Origin of the sequence: Methylophaga sp. UBA3192, assembly GCA_002363955.1 — a bacterium.
Classification (GTDB): Bacteria; Pseudomonadota; Gammaproteobacteria; order Nitrosococcales; family Methylophagaceae; genus Methylophaga.
Map to the genome: position 1 here is coordinate 114,379 of DEXE01000003.1, position 23,362 is coordinate 137,740.

24 protein-coding genes are annotated in these 23,362 nt (G+C 45.5%); 11 read left to right on the top strand and 13 right to left on the bottom strand.

The features are described 5' to 3' along the window. Positions 1 to 49 precede the first annotated feature (49 nt). From B2337_RS02085 to B2337_RS02095, 3 genes are read right to left on the bottom strand one after another with little or no spacing between them, the layout of a single operon-like run. Positions 50 to 397: a HopJ type III effector protein gene (locus B2337_RS02085; protein ID WP_292414519.1), complete on the bottom strand. Its 348-nt coding sequence runs from the start codon at positions 395 to 397 to the stop codon at positions 50 to 52. 15 nt (positions 398 to 412) lie between these two features. After that, positions 413 to 1,078, bottom strand: coding sequence for a nitroreductase (locus B2337_RS02090; RefSeq protein WP_292362022.1), 666 nt, complete (start codon positions 1,076 to 1,078; stop codon positions 413 to 415). After that, entirely contained in the window at positions 1,068 to 1,457 is a 390-nt protein-coding gene (locus B2337_RS02095; protein WP_292742484.1) for a YbaN family protein, read from the bottom strand. Before B2337_RS02095 ends, B2337_RS02090 begins: the two co-directional genes overlap by 11 nt. A gap of 229 nt (positions 1,458 to 1,686) precedes the next feature. On the opposite strand from B2337_RS02095, the gene B2337_RS02100 reads away from it, so the two are divergent. From B2337_RS02100 to gnd, 9 genes are all read left to right on the top strand, one after another. Continuing rightward, positions 1,687 to 4,842: an HD domain-containing phosphohydrolase gene (locus B2337_RS02100; protein WP_292414517.1), complete on the top strand. Its 3,156-nt coding sequence runs from the start codon at positions 1,687 to 1,689 to the stop codon at positions 4,840 to 4,842. 53 nt (positions 4,843 to 4,895) lie between these two features. Next, positions 4,896 to 5,804, top strand: coding sequence for a ribosome biogenesis GTPase YlqF (gene ylqF / locus B2337_RS02105; RefSeq protein WP_292362025.1), 909 nt, complete (start codon positions 4,896 to 4,898; stop codon positions 5,802 to 5,804). Positions 5,805 to 5,865: 61 nt separating this feature from the next. Further along, the gene (locus B2337_RS02110) at positions 5,866 to 6,381 is read left to right on the top strand and encodes a Slp family lipoprotein (RefSeq protein ID WP_292362026.1); all 516 of its coding nucleotides are present in this window, start codon (positions 5,866 to 5,868) and stop codon (positions 6,379 to 6,381) included. A 107-nt stretch (positions 6,382 to 6,488) separates the two neighbouring features. Beyond that, the gene (locus B2337_RS02115) at positions 6,489 to 6,674 is read left to right on the top strand and encodes a hypothetical protein (RefSeq protein ID WP_069296081.1); all 186 of its coding nucleotides are present in this window, start codon (positions 6,489 to 6,491) and stop codon (positions 6,672 to 6,674) included. Positions 6,675 to 6,676: 2 nt separating this feature from the next. Beyond that, positions 6,677 to 6,943 carry a hypothetical protein gene (locus B2337_RS02120; RefSeq protein ID WP_292362028.1) on the top strand — a complete coding sequence of 89 codons (267 nt, stop codon included), beginning with the start codon at positions 6,677 to 6,679 and terminating at the stop codon, positions 6,941 to 6,943. 30 nt (positions 6,944 to 6,973) lie between these two features. Then, positions 6,974 to 7,192, top strand: a complete 219-nt coding sequence (locus B2337_RS02125; RefSeq protein WP_292362029.1) for a hypothetical protein — start codon at positions 6,974 to 6,976, stop codon at positions 7,190 to 7,192. Positions 7,193 to 7,383: 191 nt separating this feature from the next. Continuing rightward, the gene (locus B2337_RS02130; RefSeq protein ID WP_292414515.1) at positions 7,384 to 8,091 is read left to right on the top strand and encodes a peptidase; all 708 of its coding nucleotides are present in this window, start codon (positions 7,384 to 7,386) and stop codon (positions 8,089 to 8,091) included. 46 nt (positions 8,092 to 8,137) lie between these two features. Next, entirely contained in the window at positions 8,138 to 9,094 is a 957-nt protein-coding gene (locus B2337_RS02135) for a nucleotidyltransferase domain-containing protein (RefSeq protein ID WP_292414514.1), read from the top strand. After that, positions 9,091 to 10,563, top strand: a complete 1,473-nt coding sequence (gene gnd / locus B2337_RS02140) for a decarboxylating NADP(+)-dependent phosphogluconate dehydrogenase (protein ID WP_292362032.1) — start codon at positions 9,091 to 9,093, stop codon at positions 10,561 to 10,563. Before B2337_RS02135 ends, gnd begins: the two co-directional genes overlap by 4 nt. A gap of 184 nt (positions 10,564 to 10,747) precedes the next feature. Here gnd and B2337_RS02145 read toward each other — a convergent pair whose 3' ends face one another. From B2337_RS02145 to guaB, 5 genes are all read right to left on the bottom strand, one after another. Then, positions 10,748 to 11,626 carry an SdiA-regulated domain-containing protein gene (locus B2337_RS02145; protein ID WP_292414512.1) on the bottom strand — a complete coding sequence of 293 codons (879 nt, stop codon included), beginning with the start codon at positions 11,624 to 11,626 and terminating at the stop codon, positions 10,748 to 10,750. 162 nt (positions 11,627 to 11,788) lie between these two features. Next, positions 11,789 to 12,217, bottom strand: coding sequence for a DUF6524 family protein (locus tag B2337_RS02150; protein WP_292362035.1), 429 nt, complete (start codon positions 12,215 to 12,217; stop codon positions 11,789 to 11,791). A gap of 30 nt (positions 12,218 to 12,247) precedes the next feature. Then, positions 12,248 to 12,523, bottom strand: coding sequence for an acylphosphatase (locus B2337_RS02155; RefSeq protein WP_292414511.1), 276 nt, complete (start codon positions 12,521 to 12,523; stop codon positions 12,248 to 12,250). Then, positions 12,514 to 14,091, bottom strand: a complete 1,578-nt coding sequence (gene guaA, locus B2337_RS02160; protein ID WP_292362037.1) for a glutamine-hydrolyzing GMP synthase — start codon at positions 14,089 to 14,091, stop codon at positions 12,514 to 12,516. The genes B2337_RS02155 and guaA overlap by 10 nt, the downstream gene beginning before the upstream one ends. Positions 14,092 to 14,151: 60 nt before the next feature. Next, on the bottom strand, positions 14,152 to 15,615 hold the full coding sequence (gene guaB, locus B2337_RS02165) for an IMP dehydrogenase (RefSeq protein WP_292362038.1): 1,464 nt from the start codon (positions 15,613 to 15,615) through the stop codon (positions 14,152 to 14,154). Positions 15,616 to 15,677: 62 nt separating this feature from the next. On the opposite strand from guaB, the gene xseA reads away from it, so the two are divergent. Further along, positions 15,678 to 17,180 (top strand): exodeoxyribonuclease VII large subunit, encoded by a 1,503-nt coding sequence (gene xseA / locus B2337_RS02170; RefSeq protein WP_292414509.1) that lies wholly within the window; start codon positions 15,678 to 15,680, stop codon positions 17,178 to 17,180. Then, entirely contained in the window at positions 17,177 to 18,016 is an 840-nt protein-coding gene (locus B2337_RS02175; protein WP_292414508.1) for a peptidoglycan DD-metalloendopeptidase family protein, read from the top strand. The genes xseA and B2337_RS02175 overlap by 4 nt, the downstream gene beginning before the upstream one ends. On the opposite strand, the gene B2337_RS02180 is transcribed toward B2337_RS02175, so the two are convergent. The 5 genes from B2337_RS02180 to kdsC all read right to left on the bottom strand — a co-directional run bounded on the left by B2337_RS02180 (position 17,998) and on the right by kdsC (position 23,362). Next, complete coding sequence (locus B2337_RS02180) at positions 17,998 to 20,682, bottom strand: ABC transporter substrate-binding protein (protein WP_292362041.1); 2,685 nt, start codon at positions 20,680 to 20,682, stop codon at positions 17,998 to 18,000. The genes B2337_RS02175 and B2337_RS02180 overlap by 19 nt on opposite strands. A gap of 75 nt (positions 20,683 to 20,757) precedes the next feature. Beyond that, the gene (gene lptB, locus B2337_RS02185; RefSeq protein ID WP_292362042.1) at positions 20,758 to 21,483 is read right to left on the bottom strand and encodes an LPS export ABC transporter ATP-binding protein; all 726 of its coding nucleotides are present in this window, start codon (positions 21,481 to 21,483) and stop codon (positions 20,758 to 20,760) included. Positions 21,484 to 21,497: 14 nt separating this feature from the next. After that, on the bottom strand, positions 21,498 to 22,307 hold the full coding sequence (lptA, locus tag B2337_RS02190; RefSeq protein ID WP_292362043.1) for a lipopolysaccharide transport periplasmic protein LptA: 810 nt from the start codon (positions 22,305 to 22,307) through the stop codon (positions 21,498 to 21,500). Further along, entirely contained in the window at positions 22,288 to 22,857 is a 570-nt protein-coding gene (gene lptC, locus B2337_RS02195; protein ID WP_292362044.1) for an LPS export ABC transporter periplasmic protein LptC, read from the bottom strand. The genes lptA and lptC overlap by 20 nt, the downstream gene beginning before the upstream one ends. After that, the gene (gene kdsC, locus B2337_RS02200; RefSeq protein WP_292362045.1) at positions 22,841 to 23,362 is read right to left on the bottom strand and encodes a 3-deoxy-manno-octulosonate-8-phosphatase KdsC; all 522 of its coding nucleotides are present in this window, start codon (positions 23,360 to 23,362) and stop codon (positions 22,841 to 22,843) included. Before kdsC ends, lptC begins: the two co-directional genes overlap by 17 nt.

The following is a 23,362-nucleotide window of genomic DNA, read 5'->3' on the forward strand; positions in this document are numbered from 1 at the left end:
GATCCCGAACGCAGGCAGTCTGCGTTCGGGATTTTTATTTAAACAAACTTTAATGCATAGGCATTAATGCTTCACCATTGAAGCTCACACGATCCCAGCCATAACGCAGAAAGTTACGGATATTCTGATGGTCATCACCTTTAGGGTTGAGCAAAACATCGCTGCGGTAATAACGTCCAAAACAGGCTAATGTCTGTGATTCGCCCAATTCATGCAAAATGCCAAAAAACAGAATCTTGCATGATCCATTATTTTCTCCGGCATTGTTATGCAACTCTCCGTTGTGAAATGCAGTAGGAGTGAACTGATAGTTCGCATCAATCACCGCCATCGTATCTTCAAAATCAATCTCAGACGGATTGTTTGTCAAGGTAGCGAGAAATGTCGCTAAATCCATAATAAAACTCCAAAATCAGCTAAAAAAGCGGGTAAATACAGAAACTGGTTCACGATCTGTTCGATAGTCATTGACGGCTGCCGTGGTGTCTTCATATCCCAAAGCCATGCCACACACCAGAATACTGTCAGCAGGATAGTCCAGAATGGTTTTAATTTGTTGGGGATATTCTGCCAGAGCCGCCTGGGGGCAAGTTGCCAGTCCTTTCTCCTGAGCCACTAACATCAGGTTTTGCAGAAACATGCCAAGATCCAGAAATGAGCCGGTCTGCATTTCGGTATCCATAAAAAACAATAACATTACCGGTGCATCAAACGCCCGGTAATTCGCTTCCCATTGTTTTTGCTGAGCGACCTTGTCTTTTCGATCAATCTGTAGACTTTGATACAGCTGCAATCCACAAGCACGGCGGCGTTCGATATATGGGGAGTGCCAGATTTCCGGATAATAGGAATAATCGGGTGCTGATTGAATGCCCTGCTGAAATGCATAGACCAAACTATCGCTGATTTTTTGCTTGGTTTGGCCCGTAAGTACAGCAACTTGCCATGGCTGTGTATTAGCTCCTGAAGGTGCGTAGCGGGCAATATCCAGTATTTCACAGATATCATCTTCACTGACGGGCTTATTTAAAAAAGCCCGAGTACTATGACGTTGCTTAATCAGATCATTAATCTTCATATTTTGGCTCTGCTTCTTTTAATCTCAGTACCACGCCTATCATCAATATTGCCAACCCCAGTAAAAGCAATTGCATGCCAATACGCCCCCACAGCATCGTTATTGAAGCACTAAAAGCGATAACCAACATGATAAGTGCCTGGATTTTAGTACGTCGGCGGACTGTTTTGGTTTGATCCCATTGTTTTAAAGGTGCACCAATCCAGCGATTATTTAATAACATCGCGTGAAAACGTGGTGAGGTCTCAGCAAAACAGGCTAAGGCGAGAATCATGAATGGCGTGGTGGGCATAACGGGAAGTAACGCCCCGATTATCCCCAAAATGATACAAATCCAACCACAACTGAAGATTAAATAATGTTTAATTTTTTTTTGCATAGCCTGAAAAGCATAGCCGAAACCAGGTTTTAGTTCGATGTAAAGGATTGTTATAGAAGGCGAGTTAAATGTTAATGTCATTATCGAATCATGATTATACGTGTTGACTCATCAAAATGAGTTTCAAATTACATAATTTTAAAAATCAGGGTTTGTTCTAAGATTCCTTTGTATGCTTGTGACAGGCTTAGATGATTGATTAGCGTTGAGTTCGCCAAAGAGGGTAGTAATGGAAAAGCGAAACAAAAAATTTCAGTTATCAATTCGTACGGCAGTGGTCGCCGGCTTAATACTTTTCAGCCTGCTGGTGGCTGTTGCCAGCATCACGGTGCAGTATTATTTCAATAAAAATGCCGCGGAGAGTTCCATTACCAAGCGTTACCAGCAAACGCTAAACAGTATTCACGAGTATCTGGACTCAATTGATACACGAGCCAAAAATGAAATTAACGAATTGGCACAATTACCGGCGATAGCTGAAAATCCCCGGATGAGTGGTGATACTCGTCAGGTACTGATGGCGGTCATGCAGCGTAATCAGTTATTTCAATCGGTTTATATTGGTCAACAGAGCGGTGATGTCGAGCAGCTCATCAATCTCCAGTCCTCACCTGATTTGCGCCCGCATTTACGGGCAGAAGAGGCTGATCGGTGGTTATTAATCAAAATATTTAATCAGGGAGAGCAGCAACAACGCCGGCTGGAATACTATGACCGTAACTTTACGCTGCGCCATGTCTGGCAACATAATAGCGATATCGATATTAATCATCACCCATGGTTTTCTGACGCGAAAACCAATGCGGCTATTAAAACTCAATCTTACCTGCTAGCCGAAATTAAAACGCCTGCACAGAGCTATTCGATTAAGTTGCCTGACAGTGGTGCAGTGCTAGCAATTACCGCAGAACTGTCACCGTTATCTACGCTATTGCAAAATCGCGATCTGGGCAAAGCTACGGAAATCTATTTTTATCCGCAAACCGGCGGGGTGATCGCGTCAAACCAGCCCGAAAAGTCAACGGCCTTATTACCTGCGGCTCCCCGGCTTGAGCTCAGTAATGAGCAGTTAGCAATAATTCAGAATGATCCGGTATTAAGCGTCACCAGTGAGATAGACTGGCCGCCGTTAAATTATTCAAACAACGGTGTACCAAGTGGTTATGCAGTTGATGTGCTGGCCTATATTTCACGAATGACGGGCCTGGAGATGCAATTTATTTCCGGTGAGAGCTGGCAGGAACTGGCGACGCAGTTCGTGGATGGTGAACTGGAAATCATGCAACCGGTTTTTTACAGTGAATTTCGTAACTTCATGGGCGAAATGACCATCCCGTTTGTTGAGGTTCCTTATGGCATCATTACGACTTCACAAACACCTATAACCCACATTTCCGAGCTAAATAATAAAACCGTTGCCATCCCCGAGGGCTGGTCATTAATCGGGAGATTGCAGGCTGATTTTCCGGATATCAATATTATCGAAACGGAGACAACAAGAGGTATTTTTGAGGCGGTTATCAGTGGAAAGGCAGATGCTGGAATGGATACGGCAATTACCTTGCAATACATTACCGCACAGGAATATGCCGATGAAATAATGGTGCACCAAGGTGTTGATTTTGCCCCGGCTGAATTACCTGCCGGTTTACATTTTATGGTGAATCGACAACGAACCGGTCTGGCTGAAATTTTTAACAGTGCACTGGAAAATTTATCGGATACCCACCATCAGGCGTTAGTCGATAAGTGGTTTAATTCAATTGATAGAGAAGGTAATCCACAAGCTTTCAGTTTCGATCGTTTCAGAAGTGATGCGTTACAGGTCTCCGATGAGCTGCAATCAATAACGCTTAATGGGCAGGATTATTATGTCTATCACCGCGCTATTGAAATGAATGATGCTGAGAGCCAGTTTCTCACCATCATTTCACCGCAGAATACCGTGATGAGTATGGTGTGGAGTAAAAGTAAAAATGCTGCACTGGTTGCTGCTCTGATGCTGTTGCTGTTACTGCCATTCAGTTGGTGGTTCGCCTCTATCCTGGTATCCAGACTGAAAAAAATTCAGCTGGATATAGATCATGTTCAACAGCGTCATTTTGCTGCCATCAACTCCCAATCCAGTCACCTGCTGGAGTTCAATGCATTGAGCGATAAGCTGCGTGATATGTCGCTGGCAACGCAGTTTTATCAACAGTCTCATCAGCAGTGGACGGATAGCCTGGTGGAATCTGTAGCGCATGCTATAGATGCAAAGTCAGCTTATCCAACCCGCCATTGTGAGTTAGTCCCTGAGCTGACAATGTTACTGGCAGACAAAGCCTCTGAGTCAAATGAATCAGCTTTTAAAGACTTCCAGCTGGACAATGACGTTCAACAACGGGAATTGCGTTTAGCAGCCTGGTTGCATAGCTATGGAAAAATCACAACACCGGAATATCTGGTTGATAAGCGCACCAAACTGGAAATGCCATATAACCGTATCCATGAAATTCGTATGCGCTTTGAAGTACTTTGGCGGGATGCCGAAATTGAATTCTGGCAACAGACGATGCAACGACCCGAAAAAAGAACGGTTTATGAAGACGCTTTAAAGGTGAAGCAGATCCAGCTTGAAGATGACTTTGCCTTTGTCGCCCAATGTAATATTGGTACGGAGTTTATGGATCAGAATACCAATGAACGACTGAAACGTCTGTCAAAGATAAGCTGGCAACGACATTTTGATGATCAACTCGGTTTATCGCCGGTTGAGCTTGCCCGGTATCATGATTCAAATACCCGTCTTCCTGCCACTGAACAGCTGCTTGACGACAAGCCGGAACACATCATCCCGCATAATCAGAAAGCGGCTGAAGATGCAAAATCCGGCGTTAATCTGAATCAGCCGGAATATGGCTTTAATCATGGTGAACTTTACAATCTGACCATTGAATCCGGCACTTTGACCAAAGAAGAGCGTTTCAGAATTAATGAACATATTCTGACCACTATCAAAATGCTTGAGTCACTTCCCTATCCTGATGAGCTTTCAAACATTCCGCGTTATGCGACAACTCATCTGGAAACCATGAATGGCACCGGGTATCCGCGTGGTTTGACGGCAGAAAATTTATCGGTGCCGGAACGCATTATCATGCTGGCCAATGTGTTTGAAGCGTTAACGGCAGCAGAACGTCCTTATAAAAAAGCCAAAACCTTAAGTGTGGCGATTTTCATTTTGCATCAGCTGGTTGAGCAGCAACTGATGGATCGTGATGTGTTTGAATTATTTCTCACCAGCGGGGCCTATAAGCAATACGCTGAACGTTTCATGGCGGCTGAACAAATTGATGAAGTCGACATCAGCAGGTTTATCAGCGATGCCGACCGTTATATTTAGCGCTGAAGCGTTATAATTAATCTACCAATTCCGGTATTTTTAGTGAGTTCTTGATGGCAATTCAGTGGTTCCCTGGGCATATGCATAAAGCCGGGCAGGAAATGAAAAAAATCCTGCCGCAAATGGATCTGATAATTGAAGTACTGGATGCCCGGCTGCCTTATAGCAGTTCCAATCCGATGCTTGCCGCAATACGTGGAGATAAACCCTGCCTGAAAGTGCTTAATAAGGCCGATCTGGCTGATCCTGCACTCACTGCAATCTGGCAGGAATATCTTGAACAGGAACAGGGCATAAAAACACTGGTTTTGTCGGCAAATGCGACGTCGCGAGGCAAGGAATTGATTGCGATGTGCCAAACCATGGTGCCCGGTAAAGCCAGCAGTGTAAAAAAGATCCAGGCACTTATTATGGGCATCCCGAATGTTGGAAAATCGACGTTAATTAATGCGTTGGCCGGACGACAGATAGCCAAAACAGGTAATGAACCGGCGGTAACCAAAGTGCAGCAACGGATTATTGTTGATGATGTGGTGGTGTTGCATGATACGCCGGGCGTGTTATGGCCAAATCTGGAAAATCACGACAGTGGTTATCGTCTGGCGATCACCCATGCGATAAAAGAAACAGCCTTTGAAAATCACGATATAGCTTTATATGCCGTCAAGTATCTGATGCAGCAGTACCCTGAAGCCCTGTTCAGTAGATTTCATGTGGATGACATCACAGACCACGAGCAAACGATGTTGGAAAAAATGGCTCAAAAACGTGGTTGTATTAAAGCGGGTGGCGTGGTGGATATTGAGCGGATTAGTAAAATTCTGCTCACTGAATTACGCAATGGTCAGCTTGGCAGACTGACGCTCGAAACGCCCGAGATGACTGAGCATGAGTGGTTACAGGTAATACAGAGACGCGAAGAAAAAGCGGCCAAAAAAGCGGCTCGTAAAAGTAAACGCTGATAGCTGGCAACATCTGCGGGTTGAATCGGTCTATTCAACAACGTTAATGGAGAAATGAGTTATGCGTATTTTAAGTCTTTCACTGATGCTTATATTGACGGCTTGCGGGGCAACAAAACCCTCTCTTTATGCAAAATCAAATAACGATATTACCTATGAGCAGGTTCTGCAGAATATCGAGATGCATCAAGGACAAACGGTTCGCTGGGGTGGAATGATTGCTCAGGTAGCCAATTACGAGGATTTTTCAGAGTTGACTATTGTGCAATTTCCATTGACCCGGCATGGGGTGCCTATATCAACTGAAAACAGTGCCGGGCGCTTTATTGTTCGCAGTGAACGATTTCTTGACCCATTGATTTATTCACCGGAGAGACTGGTGACGTTTCTTGGAACCGTCAAGACACTGCAGCTGCAGAAAGTCGATCAGAAAATGTTATCCGTGCCTTTGGTTACAATGGAAGATGATCATGTCTGGCCACAAAAAGATCCGGAATCATCCCGGGCCTATAACCCCAAACATGACGCGCCATTTTTGGGTTATGGTTATTATGGAACCGGCACCTATTCCCCTTAAAGACTGCGCTGTTGCTTGCGTCTTAATCTAAATAATAATTATTTGCATTTAGAATAATCAATCCTTATACTGCATCTAACCTTATCAATCTTGCTGAGGTATTTAAGATGCAGACATCAAAAACGTACTTTCCGAAACAAAATGCCATACATGTAGCGTTTAGCCCTGATCGACTGGAAGCGTTAATCAGTCAGGGAAAACTACACGCTGCTGACTTTAACTGTCTGGACAAAAAATCCAAACGAACGGTGTGGAGCATGTTGCTCGCCGCCGCAGCTCACAGATTGAGTTAATCATGAATGTAAACAGAGCCGAACGAGCAGAAACCTGGTGTGAAGCTGTCATTTTAGCCGCCAATGAGCAACTGGAATCAATGTATCGTCAACATGCTTCAGCATGCCTGGCGTTGCAGATTTCACGAAATTATCGATTATTACTGACCCACAACGAACATCCCTTAAAGAAACAGCACTGGCGGGCCTTATCTCAGCGCTGGCTGCTCAGTTATCAACTTCATCGAGGCCAACAACGTGGATTACCCGATATGTTGGAAAGTCTCTGAATTTTCAAATTTACAATAAGGAACTTCATCATGGCTTCAAATTCCTGCCAACCTGAAAATGTTTTTTCTTCCAGTACCTGTGACATCCAGTTTTGTCCTGATTGTCAGATGGTGCATGTCAATATGGGCGCTATCACCATCCGTATGACCGAACAGCATTTTGCCACTTACGCAATTGATATCAGCAAAGCGTTGTTTCATATGCGGCAACGTGAAATTCATCAGGCGGATATGCGGGTAATGATGTAATTAAGCATTTCGCGCTGTAATTCAGACGATCATGATTCAGGCTGTTTAATGTCACTTTAAGTGATATCAGTCACCATTGAAGGGAGCTTGGCTCCCTTTTTTGTCTGAAATGTATGGCAAGATAAAATCCTGCTGCTATTTTCAGCTATGCTTACACTTTACTTGTCAGTAATGGTTGAGGAATGCGGTGAATGCTGAAAGGGATTAAAGTCGCGGGTGTCGTGATAATTTCTTCGCTGATATTGATTTGGCTGGCTTGTGGAATACTGATAAATCATGCCAAGGATTTGAAGCTGGAACAAATCAAGCTTGCTGCCCCATGGTTGCTTGAACATTACAAAGTCACAGATGTACCAGTGAAAAATGGATGGCTGTTGGCCGATCAGCTGTTTATCGAAATTGAATCGCAGCTTTATGTGAATGCCGAACCTAAACTACGTCTTAACCGTCCATTATTAGGTGGGATTTTACTCGAGGACATTATTGCCCTGGCAACGGATGATAATCTTATCCTGTTTGATACCGGGGGCCAGTATATTGGTGCGTTGGGAGCCGCAGAACTTATTCCGGCGGAAATTCAGAATATAGGCCTACATCATGGACTCCCAGTACTGCAAACAAGAACTGGAATGTGGCAAGGGAATTCGATTTTGGATGATTGGCAATTGATCTCCCTCGATGGCGTTTCATGGAGTGAGTCGGTACCGATTCCAGATTCAACACTGGACGAACTGAGACAACAGTTTGAAGCATACGGGATCACACTGGGAACGCTGTTAACAGATCTGCATAGCGGACGTTTTTTCGGTGAACAGGGCCGATGGCTGATTGATGCGTTAATACTGTTGATTGTAGTTCTGGCCCTGCGCGGCATGTTTGGATTATCAGACAAGTCATAATGTAATGACTATGCCATTATAAAAATCACTTACGGGAGGTAGGTTTTTGAGACAGACAGGGTTTCCGTTTCTGCCCAAAGACTTCATTGAAACTGAAGATGGATTGATCTTTGCTGTTGTTAGCTATCACTCTCATGATCAGAAAGTGGGCTGCTTTTTACGCTACGTTCATGATCAAAATGGCTGGCATAAGGTCGATACAGAGCAGGCCAACCGATTACTTGAACGACATCATCCCGAGTTTCTGTTTTATTCAAACCAGTTTGATGCAGCATTTCATGCTGTACCGGTGGACAGAATTTTTCGGCATCATCGGCCCGAACAACGGCTGCAGCAGTTATTGAATCAGCCGGCAGAAGATCTGCTGCAACACAAATTGCATAAATTAATAGCGATTTTCCGGCAATATTCAGTAGATATTGATGCAATAGGTCTTACCGGCTCAATGCTGATTAATCAGCAAAAAAGCACATCAGATATTGATTTAGTTATTTATGGACGTGATGCGTTCCATCAATGCAGGCAAGCAGTCAAAAATGCAATTACCAATAATATTCTGCAGAAACTTGATAAAGCACAAATGCAGGAAAACTATCAACGTCGTGATAGTGAGCTGAATTTTGACAGTTTTAGCTGGCATGAATATCGAAAATACAATAAAGCGATGATCGATGGCAGTAAATTTGATATCGGCATGGTCTGTCTAACAGATGAACTGGATATTGAGCATCGGCATTTTCTTAAACAAGGCATTAAAACCATCCAGTGCCGGGTGACCGATGACAGTCGTGCGTTTGATTTTCCGGCACGATACCGAGTTGATAATGCGCTGACGCCTGAAATCATTTCCTTTACTCACACCTACGTTGGGCAAGTGGTAAAAGGTGAATTTATTGAGGTGTGCGGTGCTCTGGAATGTGATGCCTCCGGAACCTGCCGAATTGTGGTGGGTTCTACCCGTGAGGCTCGAGGCGAATACATAAAGGTGGTAAATCAGAAATGAGTGAATTGATTCAAAATACAAATACAAAAGCAGATATTGGTGTGGTGGGGCTGGCTGTTATGGGTCAGAACCTGGTGCTGAATATGAATGATAAAGGCTTTAAGGTGGCGGTCTATAACCGAACCTCATCCAAAGTCGATGAATTTTTGGAAGGTCCTGCCAAAGACACCAATATTATTGGTTGCCATGATTTGAAAAAATTTGTTGAGAGCCTGCAAATCCCGCGACGCGTGATGTTAATGGTGAAAGCGGGACCGGTGGTAGATGCCTTTATTGAGCAACTGGTCACCTATCTGGATAAAGGTGACATCATTATTGATGGCGGTAACTCGCTGTTTAATGACAGTGACAGACGCACCCATGAACTGCATAAAAAAGGCATCCTGTTTGTTGGTAGTGGTGTTTCCGGTGGTGAAGAGGGTGCCCGTTTCGGACCTTCCTTAATGCCCGGCGGTAATTTTGCAGCGTGGCCTGCGATTAAACCCATTTTCCAGTCCATTGCCGCGCAAGTTGATGGTGAGCCTTGTTGCGACTGGGTCGGCAATGATGGTGCCGGACATTACGTAAAAATGGTGCATAACGGCATTGAATACGGCGATATGCAATTGATTTGCGAAGCCTATCAGATGATGCGTGAAGGACTGGGTATGTCCGGTGACGAGATTCAGCAGGTGTTTGCTGAATGGAATGAAGGTGTTCTGGACTCATATCTTATAGAGATTACCCGCGATATTCTGGCGGTCAAAGAGCCGGATGGCAGTTTGCTGATTGATCATATTCTGGATACGGCAGGCCAAAAAGGTACCGGCAAATGGACCGGAATAAATGCGCTGGAGTTGGGTATACCGTTAACACTGATTGGAGAAGCAGTTTTTTCCCGCTGTTTGTCTGCCCTTAAAGATGAGCGAGTCACTGCCGCCAACATTTTGCCTGCTCATGCGGGCCAATTTTCAGGTGATAAAGCTGACATGATCAATGCGATTCGTGATGCTTTGTATGCCTCAAAAATTATTTCCTATGCTCAAGGTTATATGTTGATGCGCGAAGCGGCCAAAACCTATGGTTGGGAACTTAATTATGGTGGTATCGCTTTGATGTGGCGCGGCGGCTGTATTATTCGCAGTCGATTTCTGGGGAACATTCGTGATGCTTTTGAGCGTAATCCAAAATTGGAAAATCTGTTGCTGGATGATTTCTTTATCGATGCTATTACCGAAGCTTTACCGGGTTGGCGGAAAGCAGTTGTTTGTGCCATTAGTCTCGGTGTGCCAACTCCAACCTTCAGCAGCGCGTTAGCCTTTTATGATGGTTATCGTAGTGAGCGATTGCCTGCCAACCTGCTACAGGCACAACGTGATTATTTTGGCGCGCATACCTATGAACGACTGGATAAACCTCGTGGCGAATATTTCCATACCAACTGGACGGGCAGGGGCGGAAATGTTTCTGCATCCACTTATGAAGCCTGATTGCTACATAATGTAAGGCTTAATATTAAAGGGCGAGTAATCGCCCTTTTTGGTATATGAGGAGGGGGAGCTGATAAATACGCGTTATCAGGTAAGAATATGAAATTTAACAGATGAAGATGAACGTCAGCTGGGTAACTTTTATCATGAAAAGTAAGCGGAAAGAAGCAGCTTTGCACCTGAATCAGCTATTTAGCGGTGTCTTCCTTGTCAATATCAACAGCTGATTCGGTTCGCCAACGATATAAATATTTCCCTCTGTATCTGATGTGACACCTTCAGGTTGCTGCATTAATGGCCAGAGATTAAATGGGCCCAGACCCAGTCTGACACGTGACCGTTCCTGACCCATGAAATCAATGACATGCAGACTATGCGATTCATCACTGAGCACGAGTAATTTCTGCTCGGTACTCTCATTGAGTAGCGTTAATCCCGAAAAATCACCCACATCAAGCCGGAGCTTTTTTATCGCATCAAATTGACTATCATTGCTATCATCAGTCAATGAAAAATGCAGGATCCGTGCGGGCTTTTCACGTACGATAAATAAGCCATGTTGTTGTGAAATCGCGATGCCTTCAATACCTTTGTTCTCCTTTTCAGGAGAGGATATCGCGATCGTTTTTACATCCTGGTAGTTTATCTGTGTTGTTGAATCAAGGATTTCAATAAAGCTGACAGTTTGCTGTCGTTCTTCACTGATAATAAACATATTGTCTTTTACATAATCAATACTTTCAGTATCCGAGAAGCCAATTAAATCAATTGTTTGCAGTAATTGTCCGGTTTTACTCATCACAACGATTTGTTCAGGATTGTTTACGACACCATACAAATGTCCTGACTCAGGATGATAGGTCAATCCTGATAAATTATCGACAATTCCATCAATAGTAAGTACGTTACTGAACTGATAATCCTGTTGCAGATTCCACCGGCTATCCTGAACGGCTTTGGCGGAGCTAACTGTGCTGAACCAAAGGCAACCACTCAGTAGCGTAGTAATAAGCAGAACAGCAATCCATAATCTCGATTTTGTTTGGTTCGAGAATAACGACATGTGTGAATCCTTCAGCCTGAATAATTTATCAATATCACGAATGGATATGACATTAAGACTGTAGGATAGAGATACAGGCTTAATTCAAGCTGAAAATTTTTTAATACACTGCGCCGTAGTTTGAGTCAGATGATTTATTTCTGTCGAATGCGACGGTGGCGTCTAATCATCTACATCATCCATATCTGCCTGACCCGATAGTCGACGACGGATATGTGACCAGGACATGCCGACCGCCAGAACAGCCGCAATCAGGAATAAGGCAATATAGGTAAACGCCGCGTGATGGCGCAGTTCGAGAATACCCAGATCAAACAGCCACCAGACGATAATGGCAAAAAAGGCAAAGGCGAGAATCAGGCCAAAACCGCCCAGGGAACGAAAGGTTGCCCGCAGGTAAACGGTCCAGCCAATCAGGATAATCACGGTAGCCATGGCAAAAGGAGGAGTGATACCCGTGCCATTACCTAAAATGGCGTCATTAGCCCAATGATAATAACTGTAACCGCTCGGGTTGTAGCTGATATAGACCAACAAAACAGCAAACAACAAACGTAATAAAAAGCCTTTGCTATTAAAACGTTGTGCCATGTCGGATTCCTTTTGGGTTATTTGGGCTAACTAACGGATCTTAAAATTATCAAATTCACCTGTAGCAGATTGTTCTGTAACGGAAATATCCGTTACTTCCGCAAAACGAGGACCTTGCCAGGCCCAGACCCGTAATTGCTTGAGTTGTTCAATCTGGCCTTCAGCCACGATCTCAACCTGACCATTGCTGAGGTTTCGTACCCAGCCCCCCAAGCCGAGTTTCTCAGCAACAATCTGTGCCGACATACGATAGCCAACACCTTGCACACGGCCTCCAATCAACAGATGATAACGCGTTATTCCCATTCAATCGTAGCGGGTGGTTTCCCGGATATATCGTAGACGACTCGTGAGATACCGCTGACTTCATTGATGATACGACGTGATACCAGATCCAGGAACTCATAAGGTAAATGTGCCCAGCGCGCGGTCATAAAATCGATGGTTTCAACCGCACGAAGTGCGACTACATAGTCATAACGGCGGCCATCGCCCATTACACCAACTGATTTGACTGGCAAAAACACTGCAAACGCCTGACTGGTTTTGTCGTATAAATCGTGAGCCCGTAATTCTTCGATGAAAATGTTATCGGCTTTACGCAGCAGATCGGCATATTCTTTTTTGACTTCACCGAGGATGCGTACGCCCAGACCCGGGCCAGGGAAAGGGTGGCGATAGACCATATCGCTTGGCAAACCAAGTTCGACGCCCAATTTACGTACTTCATCCTTAAACAATTCGCGTAATGGCTCAATTAATTTGAGTTTCATGTGCTCCGGTAAACCACCAACATTATGATGGGTTTTAATCACATGCGCTTTACCGGTTTTAGAGGCAGCCGATTCAATGACATCAGGGTAAATAGTGCCTTGTGCCAGCCACTGTACGTTGGTGAGTTTGGACGCTTCTTCGTCAAATACTTCAACAAACTCACGGCCGATAATTTTGCGTTTGGCTTCCGGATCATTTTCACCTGCCAGTGCTGACAGGAAACGATCTTCAGCATCCACACGAATCACGCGAATGCCCATATGTTTGGCAAACATCGCCATCACCTGATCGCCTTCGTTTTCACGCAGCAAGCCATTATTCACAAACACACAGATCAGCTGATCGCCAATGGCCCGGTGCAGCAAAGCGGCCACGACGGAGGAATCGACACCACCAGATAAACCCAGCAATACCTCATCTTTGCCAACTTGTTGGCGGATGGTTTCGATACTGTCTTCAATAATATTGGCGGAGGTCCATAAGGTTTCACAACCACAGATTTCGGTAACAAAACGCGAAATCATCCGTTGACCCTGAGTGGTATGGGTCACTTCTGGGTGGAACTGCACACCGTAGAACTGTCGTTCTTCATCCGCCATACCGGCAATAGGCGCACTGTCGGTACTGGCTATAACTTTAAATCCATCGGGCATTTGGCTAACCCGGTCACCATGACTCATCCACACATCCAGCATGCCAAAACCTTCAGGTGTCGCATGATCTTCGATATCTTTCAAAAATGCAGAATGCCCGCGAGCGCGGATTTGTGCGTAACCAAATTCACGATGTGATGACGACTCAACCTGACCACCTAACTGTGTAGCCATGGTTTGCATACCGTAGCAAATGCCCAAAACCGGTACATTCATTTCAAATACACAGAGCGGTGCGGCAGGTGCCGCTTCGCCAATAGTTGAATCCGGGCCACCCGATAGAATGATGCCTTTCGGAGCAAATTCACGAATTTCGGCTTCGCTGATATCCGGGTTACGTAACTCGCAATAGACACCGACCTCGCGAATACGACGGGCAATCAGCTGGGTGTATTGTGAACCAAAATCAAGGATCAGAATGCGATGGTCGTGAATATGGCTGCTCATGAATCTCTCTTACAGTCAGATAAAAGATACCGGTCTCTGTTCAGAAACCGGTATGCAACATTAATTAACGCGATAATTTGGTGCTTCTTTGGTGATGGTCACGTCATGAACATGGCTTTCATTCATGCCAGCAGAAGTTACACGGACAAATTCCGGTTTGGTGCGCATTTCTTCAATAGTGCGGCTGCCGGTATAACCCATGGAAGCACGAACACCGCCCATCAGCTGATGAATAACAGGACTCAGACTACCTTTGAATGGCACGCGGCCTTCAATGCCTTCCGGAACCAGTTTGTCAGCCTCACTGGATTCCTGGAAGTAACGATCGCTGGAACCCTGTTTCTGTGACATTGCTCCCATTGAGCCCATGCCACGATACGATTTATAGGCACGACCCTGGAATAATTCCACTTCACCGGGAGCTTCTTCAGTACCGGCAAACATACCACCAACCATAATGGCATGTGCCCCGGCAACAATCGCTTTGGCAATATCACCGGAGTAGCGTACACCACCATCAGCAATCAACGGCACACCCGTTCCGGCCAGTGCGGCAGCCACATTACTGATGGCAGTGATTTGTGGTACACCGACACCGGCAACAATACGCGTGGTACAGATAGAGCCGGGACCAATACCGACTTTGACCGCATCAGCGCCGGCTTCAACTAAAGCTTTTGCCGCAGCAGCTGTGGCGATATTACCGCCGATGACCTGCACTTGAGGATAATGTTGTTTGACCCAGCGCACCTGATCCAATACGCCCTGTGAATGACCGTGTGCTGTATCGACAACAATGACATCCACACCGGCTGCAACTAATGCATCAACACGCGCTTCGCTCTCTGCGCCAATGCCGACTGCCGCGCCAACACGCAAACGTTCCTGTGCATCTTTGGAGGCCAGTGGATTGTCTGTTTGTTTTTGAATATCTTTAACGGTGATCATGCCCTGCAGATGAAATTTATCATCCACAACCAGTACTTTTTCAATACGGTTAGTGTGCAATAAGTGGAGAACTTCTTCACGACTGGCATCTTCACCGACGGTCACCAGTTTATCTTTGCCAGTCATGATTGATGACACCGGATTTTCAAAATGTTTTTCAAAGCGTAAATCACGGCTGGTTACAATTCCGACCAAATCATTACCATCTACAACTGGAACACCGGAGATATTGTGGGAACGGGTCAACTCAACAACATCGCCGATTGATGTGTTGGGGCTGACGGTAATCGGATCACGAACCACACCACTTTCAAATTTTTTCACTTTACGGACTTCGTCAGACTGCTGTTCGATGGTCATATTTTTGTGCAGAATACCCAGACCACCTTCCTGTGCCATTGCTATTGCCAGACGGCTTTCTGTGACGGTATCCATCGCAGCGGATAACAATGGAATATTGATGGTGATATCTCGTGTCAGTTGAGTTGACAGACTGACATCACGCGGCAGAACATTTGAATAGGCAGGGACTAATAAAACGTCATCAAATGTCAGGGCTTCTTGCGCAATTCTCATGAGGCGGGTTCCCGAATTTACTGTAATATGATCGACAAATTATATCAGGAACTTAGTGGTTTATGGCATCACTTATGACATCGGATTCGCAAGCAAAACTCGCTGCCCGTGCTGTCAAGGATGTATATCCGGTTTCGCGATTGGTCAGAGAAGTCCGGCTGATGCTGGATGGTTCGTTTCCGCTATTGTGGGTCGAAGGAGAAATATCCAATTTAGCGATGCCGGCTTCCGGGCATATTTACTTCACACTGAAAGACTCAGCTGCGCAAGTACGCTGTGCCATGTTCCGTGGCCGCAATCAGCAATTACGCTTTACCCCTGAAAACGGCATGCAGGTATTACTGCGCGTCAAAGTCACGCTGTATGAAGGCCGCGGTGAATTCCAGCTGGTTGTTGAGCATATGGAAGAAGCAGGCAGCGGGGCCTTGCAACGCGCCTATGAAGCGTTAAAAGCCAGATTGGGTCAGGAAGGTCTGTTTGATACCGCTCATAAAAAACCGTTGCCGGCTTTGCCGCAAACCATCGGCATTGTGTCCTCACCGGATGGGGCAGCGGTACACGATATTCTGCATGTTTTGAAGCGTCGTTTTCCGGCAATCAAAGTGATTTTGTATCCCGTTGCTGTACAAGGTGAAGCAGCACCACGGCAGATTGCTGCCGCCATTCAAACCGCTGATCAGCGACAGGAATGCGATTTGCTGATTGTGGGGCGGGGTGGTGGCTCGCTGGAAGATCTGTGGAGTTTTAATGATGAACTGGTTGCCAGAGCGTTATTTGCCTGCCAGATTCCCACTATCAGTGCCGTAGGCCATGAAATTGATTTTACCATTGCCGATTTTGTCGCCGATGTCAGAGCACCGACCCCTTCGGCAGCAGCCGAGTTAGCCGTCCCTGAAGCACGACAGTTGGTTTTGAATCTGGGCAATTTGTTGCAAACCCTGAACAGTCGCATTCGTCAAAAGCTGTTTAATGAACACCGGCATATCCGTTATTTATCACAGCGCCTGCCTAAACCCCAGCAACAGATCAAGCTGCAATTGCAACAGCTGAAACGCTTGCAGACACAACTGGATTACAGCTTTCAACGTCGTTTGCAAAGCAAACAGCAGCAACTGGATTATCTGTCAGTGCGCTTACCGCATCCCCAACTGCGAATCAGCTGGCGGCAAACCCGCTTAAAGGATTTGGCTCAGCGATTTGAAAAAGCATTTTCCGTGCAACAGCAGCAGTTCAGACAACAAAGTCAGAATCTGAACGCTCGTTTGCAGCGACTGTTACCCGTTTCCCGGTTAAAGCAGCAGCAACAGCTTGTTGATGCACTCTCTGCACAATTAAATCGTCTGACCAGACAACAGATCAATGATCATAAACAACAACTTGCGCAGTTAATGCGAACTTTATCTGTCGTCAGCCCTTTAAATACGCTGGAGCGTGGCTACAGCATCACCAGTGATACTGAATCCGGGAATGTTATTTACCGTTCCGATGAAGTGGAAATTGGCCAAACACTGCAAATTCGTTTATCAGAAGGCCAGTTGGACTGCGAAGTGCGTGATAAAAAATGAGGTTCAACGTTTTTTATTTACCCATTCTGCTGTTGCTGAGTTTCTCTGCCTGGGCGTTACCACAACAACTTCCGGTACCTGGCGGCGTGATCATTTTACCGTTGGAAACGGGTGGAAATGTTGCACCTGAAGTCAGCTATGAACAACGGCAGGTGATGGTGATAAAACAGGATTCCCAATGGCAGGCTGTGGTTGGCATTCCTCTGGCAGCCAAACCGGGAAATCATAAAGTTTTGGTGGATGACCAGGGCGTATTGAGCAGCATTGTGTTTGAGGTCAGAAACAAATCCTATCCCACCCAGCATGTGAATGTTCCCGATGATCGTAAAGTAAATCCCTATGCTGAAGATATGGATCGCATCGAAGCAGAAACCGCCAGGATAAACCAAGCGTTACGCAATTGGCGAGTGAGTGATGACATCCCATTCAACTTTGTCTGGCCGGTTGAAGGACGTGTAAGTGGCCTGTTTGGTCGCCGCAGAGTGTTTAATGGCGAAGAACGTAATCCCCACAGCGGAATTGATATTGCCGCGCCAACAGGAACCGGCATTATGGCGCCTGCCGATGGTGTGGTGACCGATAGCGGCGATTACTTTTTTAATGGCAATACCGTCATGATTGATCATGGCCAGGGTCTGGTGACCATGTTTTGTCATCTGGATCGAATTGATGTCAAAGTCGGCCAACAGGTTAAACAAAGAGATATTATTGGTACGGTGGGTGCAACAGGACGGGTGACCGGGCCGCATCTGCATCTTGGAGTCAGTCTGAATGATGCTCGGGTAGAACCTTTGTTGTTCTTTCCCCCGCGGGATGGTTACCCATTGTTAGACTGATCGCTTTGTTTGCTGTACTGGTTTAACAATTCTGTCAGCAAGATAAAGTTAACCGGTTTGGTGAGATAGGCGGTAAATAACCCTTCTGCCTGCTGTAAATCATAGGGCATAGCCGCAGCAGTCACGGCGATAACCGGAATATGACGGAACTTGGGATTGGCCATGATCTGCTCAGTGGCCTGCAGACCACTGATTCCAGGAAGATTAATATCCATCAGGATAACTGCCGGCATATTTTGCTCCAGCCATTCCAATCCGGCTTCAGCGGTTTTACAGACATGCAGGTGATATTGTGGCAGGCGTTCAAAAAACGCTTCCATTAATTTGATATTGGCCGGGTTGTCTTCAATATGCAGAATGACCGAACCGGAATCGGCCTGAAGTGGATTGTCAGAGGGAATCGAGGGTGGCGGTTCATGATGATGAACATTGTGCAGAGACCGGTCAGTGACAGGTAACTCTACCCAAAAGCGACTGCCTTGATTTTCGCTGCTTTCGAAACCGATGTGACCATCCATGGCCTTTATCAGTCTCTGGGTCACAATTAATCCGACGCCGGTACCTTCAATCCCCGAGTTTTCCTGCCCCAATCGATCAAATGCCGTAAACAGATAGGCTTGTTTATCCGGTGGTATGCCCATACCGGTATCTTTAATGGTAATACGCAACCGGTTGGTCGATTTGATGATTTCGCCTGTAATGAGTACCTCACCATCAGGACGGTTGTATTTTATGGCGTTACTGACCAGGTTGATCAGTACTTGTTTAAGTTTGGTCAAATCAGCCAGCACTAATTGATTGGGGATATCTCCCGTCAGAATTGTTACCTGATAGCGATCCGCCAGATTTTTCAGCATTGGCAGGCAATGTTTTATGGCGCTCGTAACATCAACAGCCTCAATGGAAACCTCTACAGAACCGGTTTCAATTTTTGCCAGTTCCAGTACATCGTTAATCAGCTTGAGCAAGTGTTCACCACTCTGGATGATGAGCTTCAGACTATCTTGCTGAGTATCGGTAAGAGGTGCCTGTTTATCACTTTGTAGCAGCTGGGCGAAACCTAATATCGCATTCAGGGGGGTGCGTAACTCATGGCTCATTGCCGACAGAAATTCCGATTTTGCCTGGTTGGCTTTTTCAGCTTCTTCCTTGGCGGCGATCAAGGCCAGATGCTCCGCTTTTTGCAAAGAAATATCACGGGCTATGCCGGTAAAAAAATAACGACCTTCCCATTTAAAGGCACTTAAGGTCAGTTCAATGGGAATAATTTGACCACTTTTATGTAATGCTTCCAACTCAATCGGCTGGCCAATTATTTTGGATTGCTCGGTGCTTAAGAAACGTGACATGCCATTTTCATGATGATGTCGATGTTGAGCGGGCATCAGCCGGGTAATATTCTGGCCAATAATTTCTTCCGGTTGATAACCGAATAAGCGAACAGAAGCCGCATTAAAATTCTGGATAACACCCGTTTCGTCAATGGTAATAACGCCTTCAAGTGTGTGATTCAATAATGTTTGTAAACGTTCACTTTCGCGTTTGGCTTTCTCTTCCAGCGCTTTGCCTTTTTCTAATTCCGCTTCAAGCGCTGCCGTTTGCAAGGCAATCTTTTCACTCAACACTTTGGCATGATGGCGTTTAATAAAATAACCAATCATGGTGACTGCGGCTAAAGCGATAAGCGAAAATACCAGCCATTTCAGCCATATTGATATGCTGGGTGTAGGGTCATAGATAAATCCATCAAGTTGATGGTCATTATTAACCAAGCCTAACTGCTGATAGTGTTCAGCGATTTTTTGCCAGCGTTCAATCGTCATATGACCTAATGAAACGGTGGGATATAAACTGAGCTCGCTGAGTTTTTCAGCTTCAAATTCAAGATGAGCCCGGGTTTTATTTTGATTGTTATAGTCCTTTAAAATCAGATCAATCATTTCCTGGGGATGTTCCAGGGCATATTGCCAGCCTTGTATAGTGGCCTCTCTGAATGCTGCCACGACCTGCGGATGACGCCTTAAATACTGTTCAGAAGTAAACAGGATATCGCTGTAGAAATTAATATTGAATTCATGCGGTGACAAGGTGTGGTAAGCCACACCCTGATTCTTCATCCAGAAAGGTTCATTGGAAATATAGGCTGTAAGTGCATCCACTTCACCGGCAATAAGATTATCGATATCAGCCGGAGAGGGATCCACTATATCCAGTTGTGAAGGATGAATATTGAACTTGAGTAGCATCGCCGATAAATCATCAGCGTAGGACTGCCGGGTAACCGTTTTACCAACGAAATCGTTCGGATGTTTTATATCTGAATCCGCTCTGACCAGCCAGGTGTAAGGGCTGCTTTGAAATATGGCGGCTATAGCGACAAACGGGCGACCTTTTAATCTTTCGACCACCAGGCCTGCACCGGAAAGTCCAAAGTCAACGATACCGGTTTCAACTTCATTGAAAGGTGCTGTATGGCCGTTAGTCATGGTTACTGCCAGCCCGGCTTCCTGATAAAAGCCTTTTTCGACGGCGGCATAAATGCCAGCAAATTGAAATTGATGCTGCCAGTGAAGTTTGATTGATACGGGTGTCAGCTTTTGATTTGGTTCATCGGCCACTGCTAAATTGGCAAACAACAGCAAGGCAATCGCAATCAATCGACACATAAATAGTACTCAAACAGAGTTCAATTCATCTTACCTTACTGATCCGGGGAATTGCCAGAAACTTGTTGTGGAAATCTACAGGCGAAAGTCCCGTCCCAGATAAACGCTGAGTACACGCTTATCCTGCAGGATTTCATCGGGTGTACCTTTGGAAATGACTTCACCTTCGTTAAAGATGTAGGCTCTTTCACAGACACTCAATGTTTCACGAACATTATGGTCAGTGATTAAAATGCCAATACCTCGCTCAGCAAGTGCTTTGATAATACCCTGAATATCTAATACAGAAATCGGATCAACACCGGCGAAGGGTTCGTCGAGCAAAATGAATTGAGGATCCATGGCCAATGCCCGGGCAATTTCAACGCGGCGTCTTTCACCACCGGATAACGCCATGCCTAACGATTTTCGAATATGGCTGATATGAAATTCATCCAGCAATCTTTCCAGTAATTGCTGTTTAGCGTCGAGGCTCAGTTTTTTGCGGGTTTCAATAATGGCGTAGAGATTATCTTCTACTGACAATTTACGAAATACGGAAGCTTCCTGGGGGAGATAACCAATACCCAATTGAGCACGTTTGTGGATCGGTTCATGGGTGAGTTCTTGTTGATCGAGAAAAATGCTGCCGTGATCGACCGGGATCAACCCGACAATCATGTAAAAGCTGGTCGTTTTTCCGGCTCCATTGGGGCCAAGCAAACCGACAATTTCACCACTGTTTACTTCAAGGGAAATATTTTTAACAACCTGTCTATCGCCAAATTGCTTGGCAAGCGACATTGCAGAAAGCTGACTCATGTAATTTCCGTGATTTATTCAGGATTCATTTGCAGATAACGCGCACTGACCCAGCCAATGATCGCTTTATCACCACTCATCCCTCTGACTTGGATCCATTCGGGTTGACGGGTCAGCACAATCACCTCTGTGTTTTCGATAAAGGCACCAATACGTTCATATTGGGTGCCGGGACCGGTTCTGACATTCAGCGTGGTTTGAGTGGTCGCCGTTGGATAACTCATTTCCGATTGCTGTTCCGGTGCCTCTGTTAAAGGCTGAGGTTGTGGTGCGGTTGGTCTGGCCGGTTGAGTCTTGTTTTTTTCACGCTGACCGGGAGGCTGAATAGTGATATGAACCCGGCCGCTGGATTGTGTCTGGCCATCGACTTCGACTGGTCTGGAGTTGGCAATAACAATGTTTTTATCAATATCATATTCAATATGATTGCCACGGAATTCATCGCCTGATTGCCAGACATAACCTTGGCCTACCAGATAAATTCGTTGGGTACGGGCGTGGTATTCCATCTGTAAGGCTTTGGCTTTAACCGGTTTGTCGCCTTCCTTGTGCACCTGTTCATAGGTGGCGAGATTACCTTCCGCAATGGCTTTTTCCAGTTCACGGTTTTCATCATAAAAGAAAGTAATGATGTCGCCTTCAATACGTAAAGTACCCTGAGTCAGAATAGCATCACCTTTGTATTGGGTGACACCGGTTTGATCATCAAGCTGCGCATGATCTGCTTCAATATTGATGGGTTGCTCCCGATCACTGGGTAAGGCAAGCGCAATAGACGGAATTGCAGCAAGAACCCAGAGCAGATTAATTAACAGGTGGCGCATTATATTGTCCTCTCACCCTAGAGTGCAGATTGATAGTTTCTTCTTGTAAAGCCGCATGGAAACCCACTGAATGGGTATCTCCATGTGGCGATTTCATGGTCACCGGCTGATCGGTATACGCTGTATTATGAACAGTATCCAGATTCAGAATGTCAGTTAATAACTGAATTTCCGGTTGATCTTTATTGGTAATAATAACATTGCCGGTGAGAAGTATGTTTTCGCCTTCACCCTGAGTTTCAGCATGATCTGACTCAATTATCCAGTCGTTATTTTCCGGTGCAATAAACAGGGTCGTCGGGTTGAAAATTTCGGTACGGTCATTTTCCGGGTAGTGGTACAGCGTTTCGCCGGTAATGACTCGTGAAGGTTTGCCATTGATATCCATTACTGTCAGTTTGAAGTCAGTCATGCCAAAATCGATACTGTAATGCACAGAGGCTTCCGTTCGAGGGGCTTCTGGTTTATTGAACAGCATCCAAAGACTGACCACTGCTATCAGCAGTAGGGCAATTTTGAGATAACCCGGTATATTAAAGATGGCGTTCAATTTGATCCTGCAGGGTTCCCTGTCCTTCCATAATAAATTCACATACATCACGTGCCGCACCTTTTCCACCCATGGAAGGAGTGATCCAGTGAGCATGTTTTTTCACAACCGCATCAGCATCTTGCACAGCAATCGCCAAACCCACTCGGTTCATGATGGCCAAATCAACCCAGTCATCTCCAACATAAGCGCATTGTTCCGGCTTCAGCTTAAGCGTTTTAAGTAATTCTTCAAAAGCAGGTAACTTAACTTTTTGTCCCTGATAAACCAGATTGATGCCAAGGCTTTGCATACGATGCTCAACCACCCTCGAAGTGCGCCCGGTGATAATAGCAATATCGACACCAGTGTACTGCAGCAGTTTCATGCCATGGCCATCACGAGAGTTAAATGCTTTATGTTCCTCACCATCATCGCCAATGATGATGCTGCCATCAGTCAGGACACCATCGACATCAAAAATCACCAGCTTAATTTGTTTGGCACGAGCCGTTATATCTTGCAT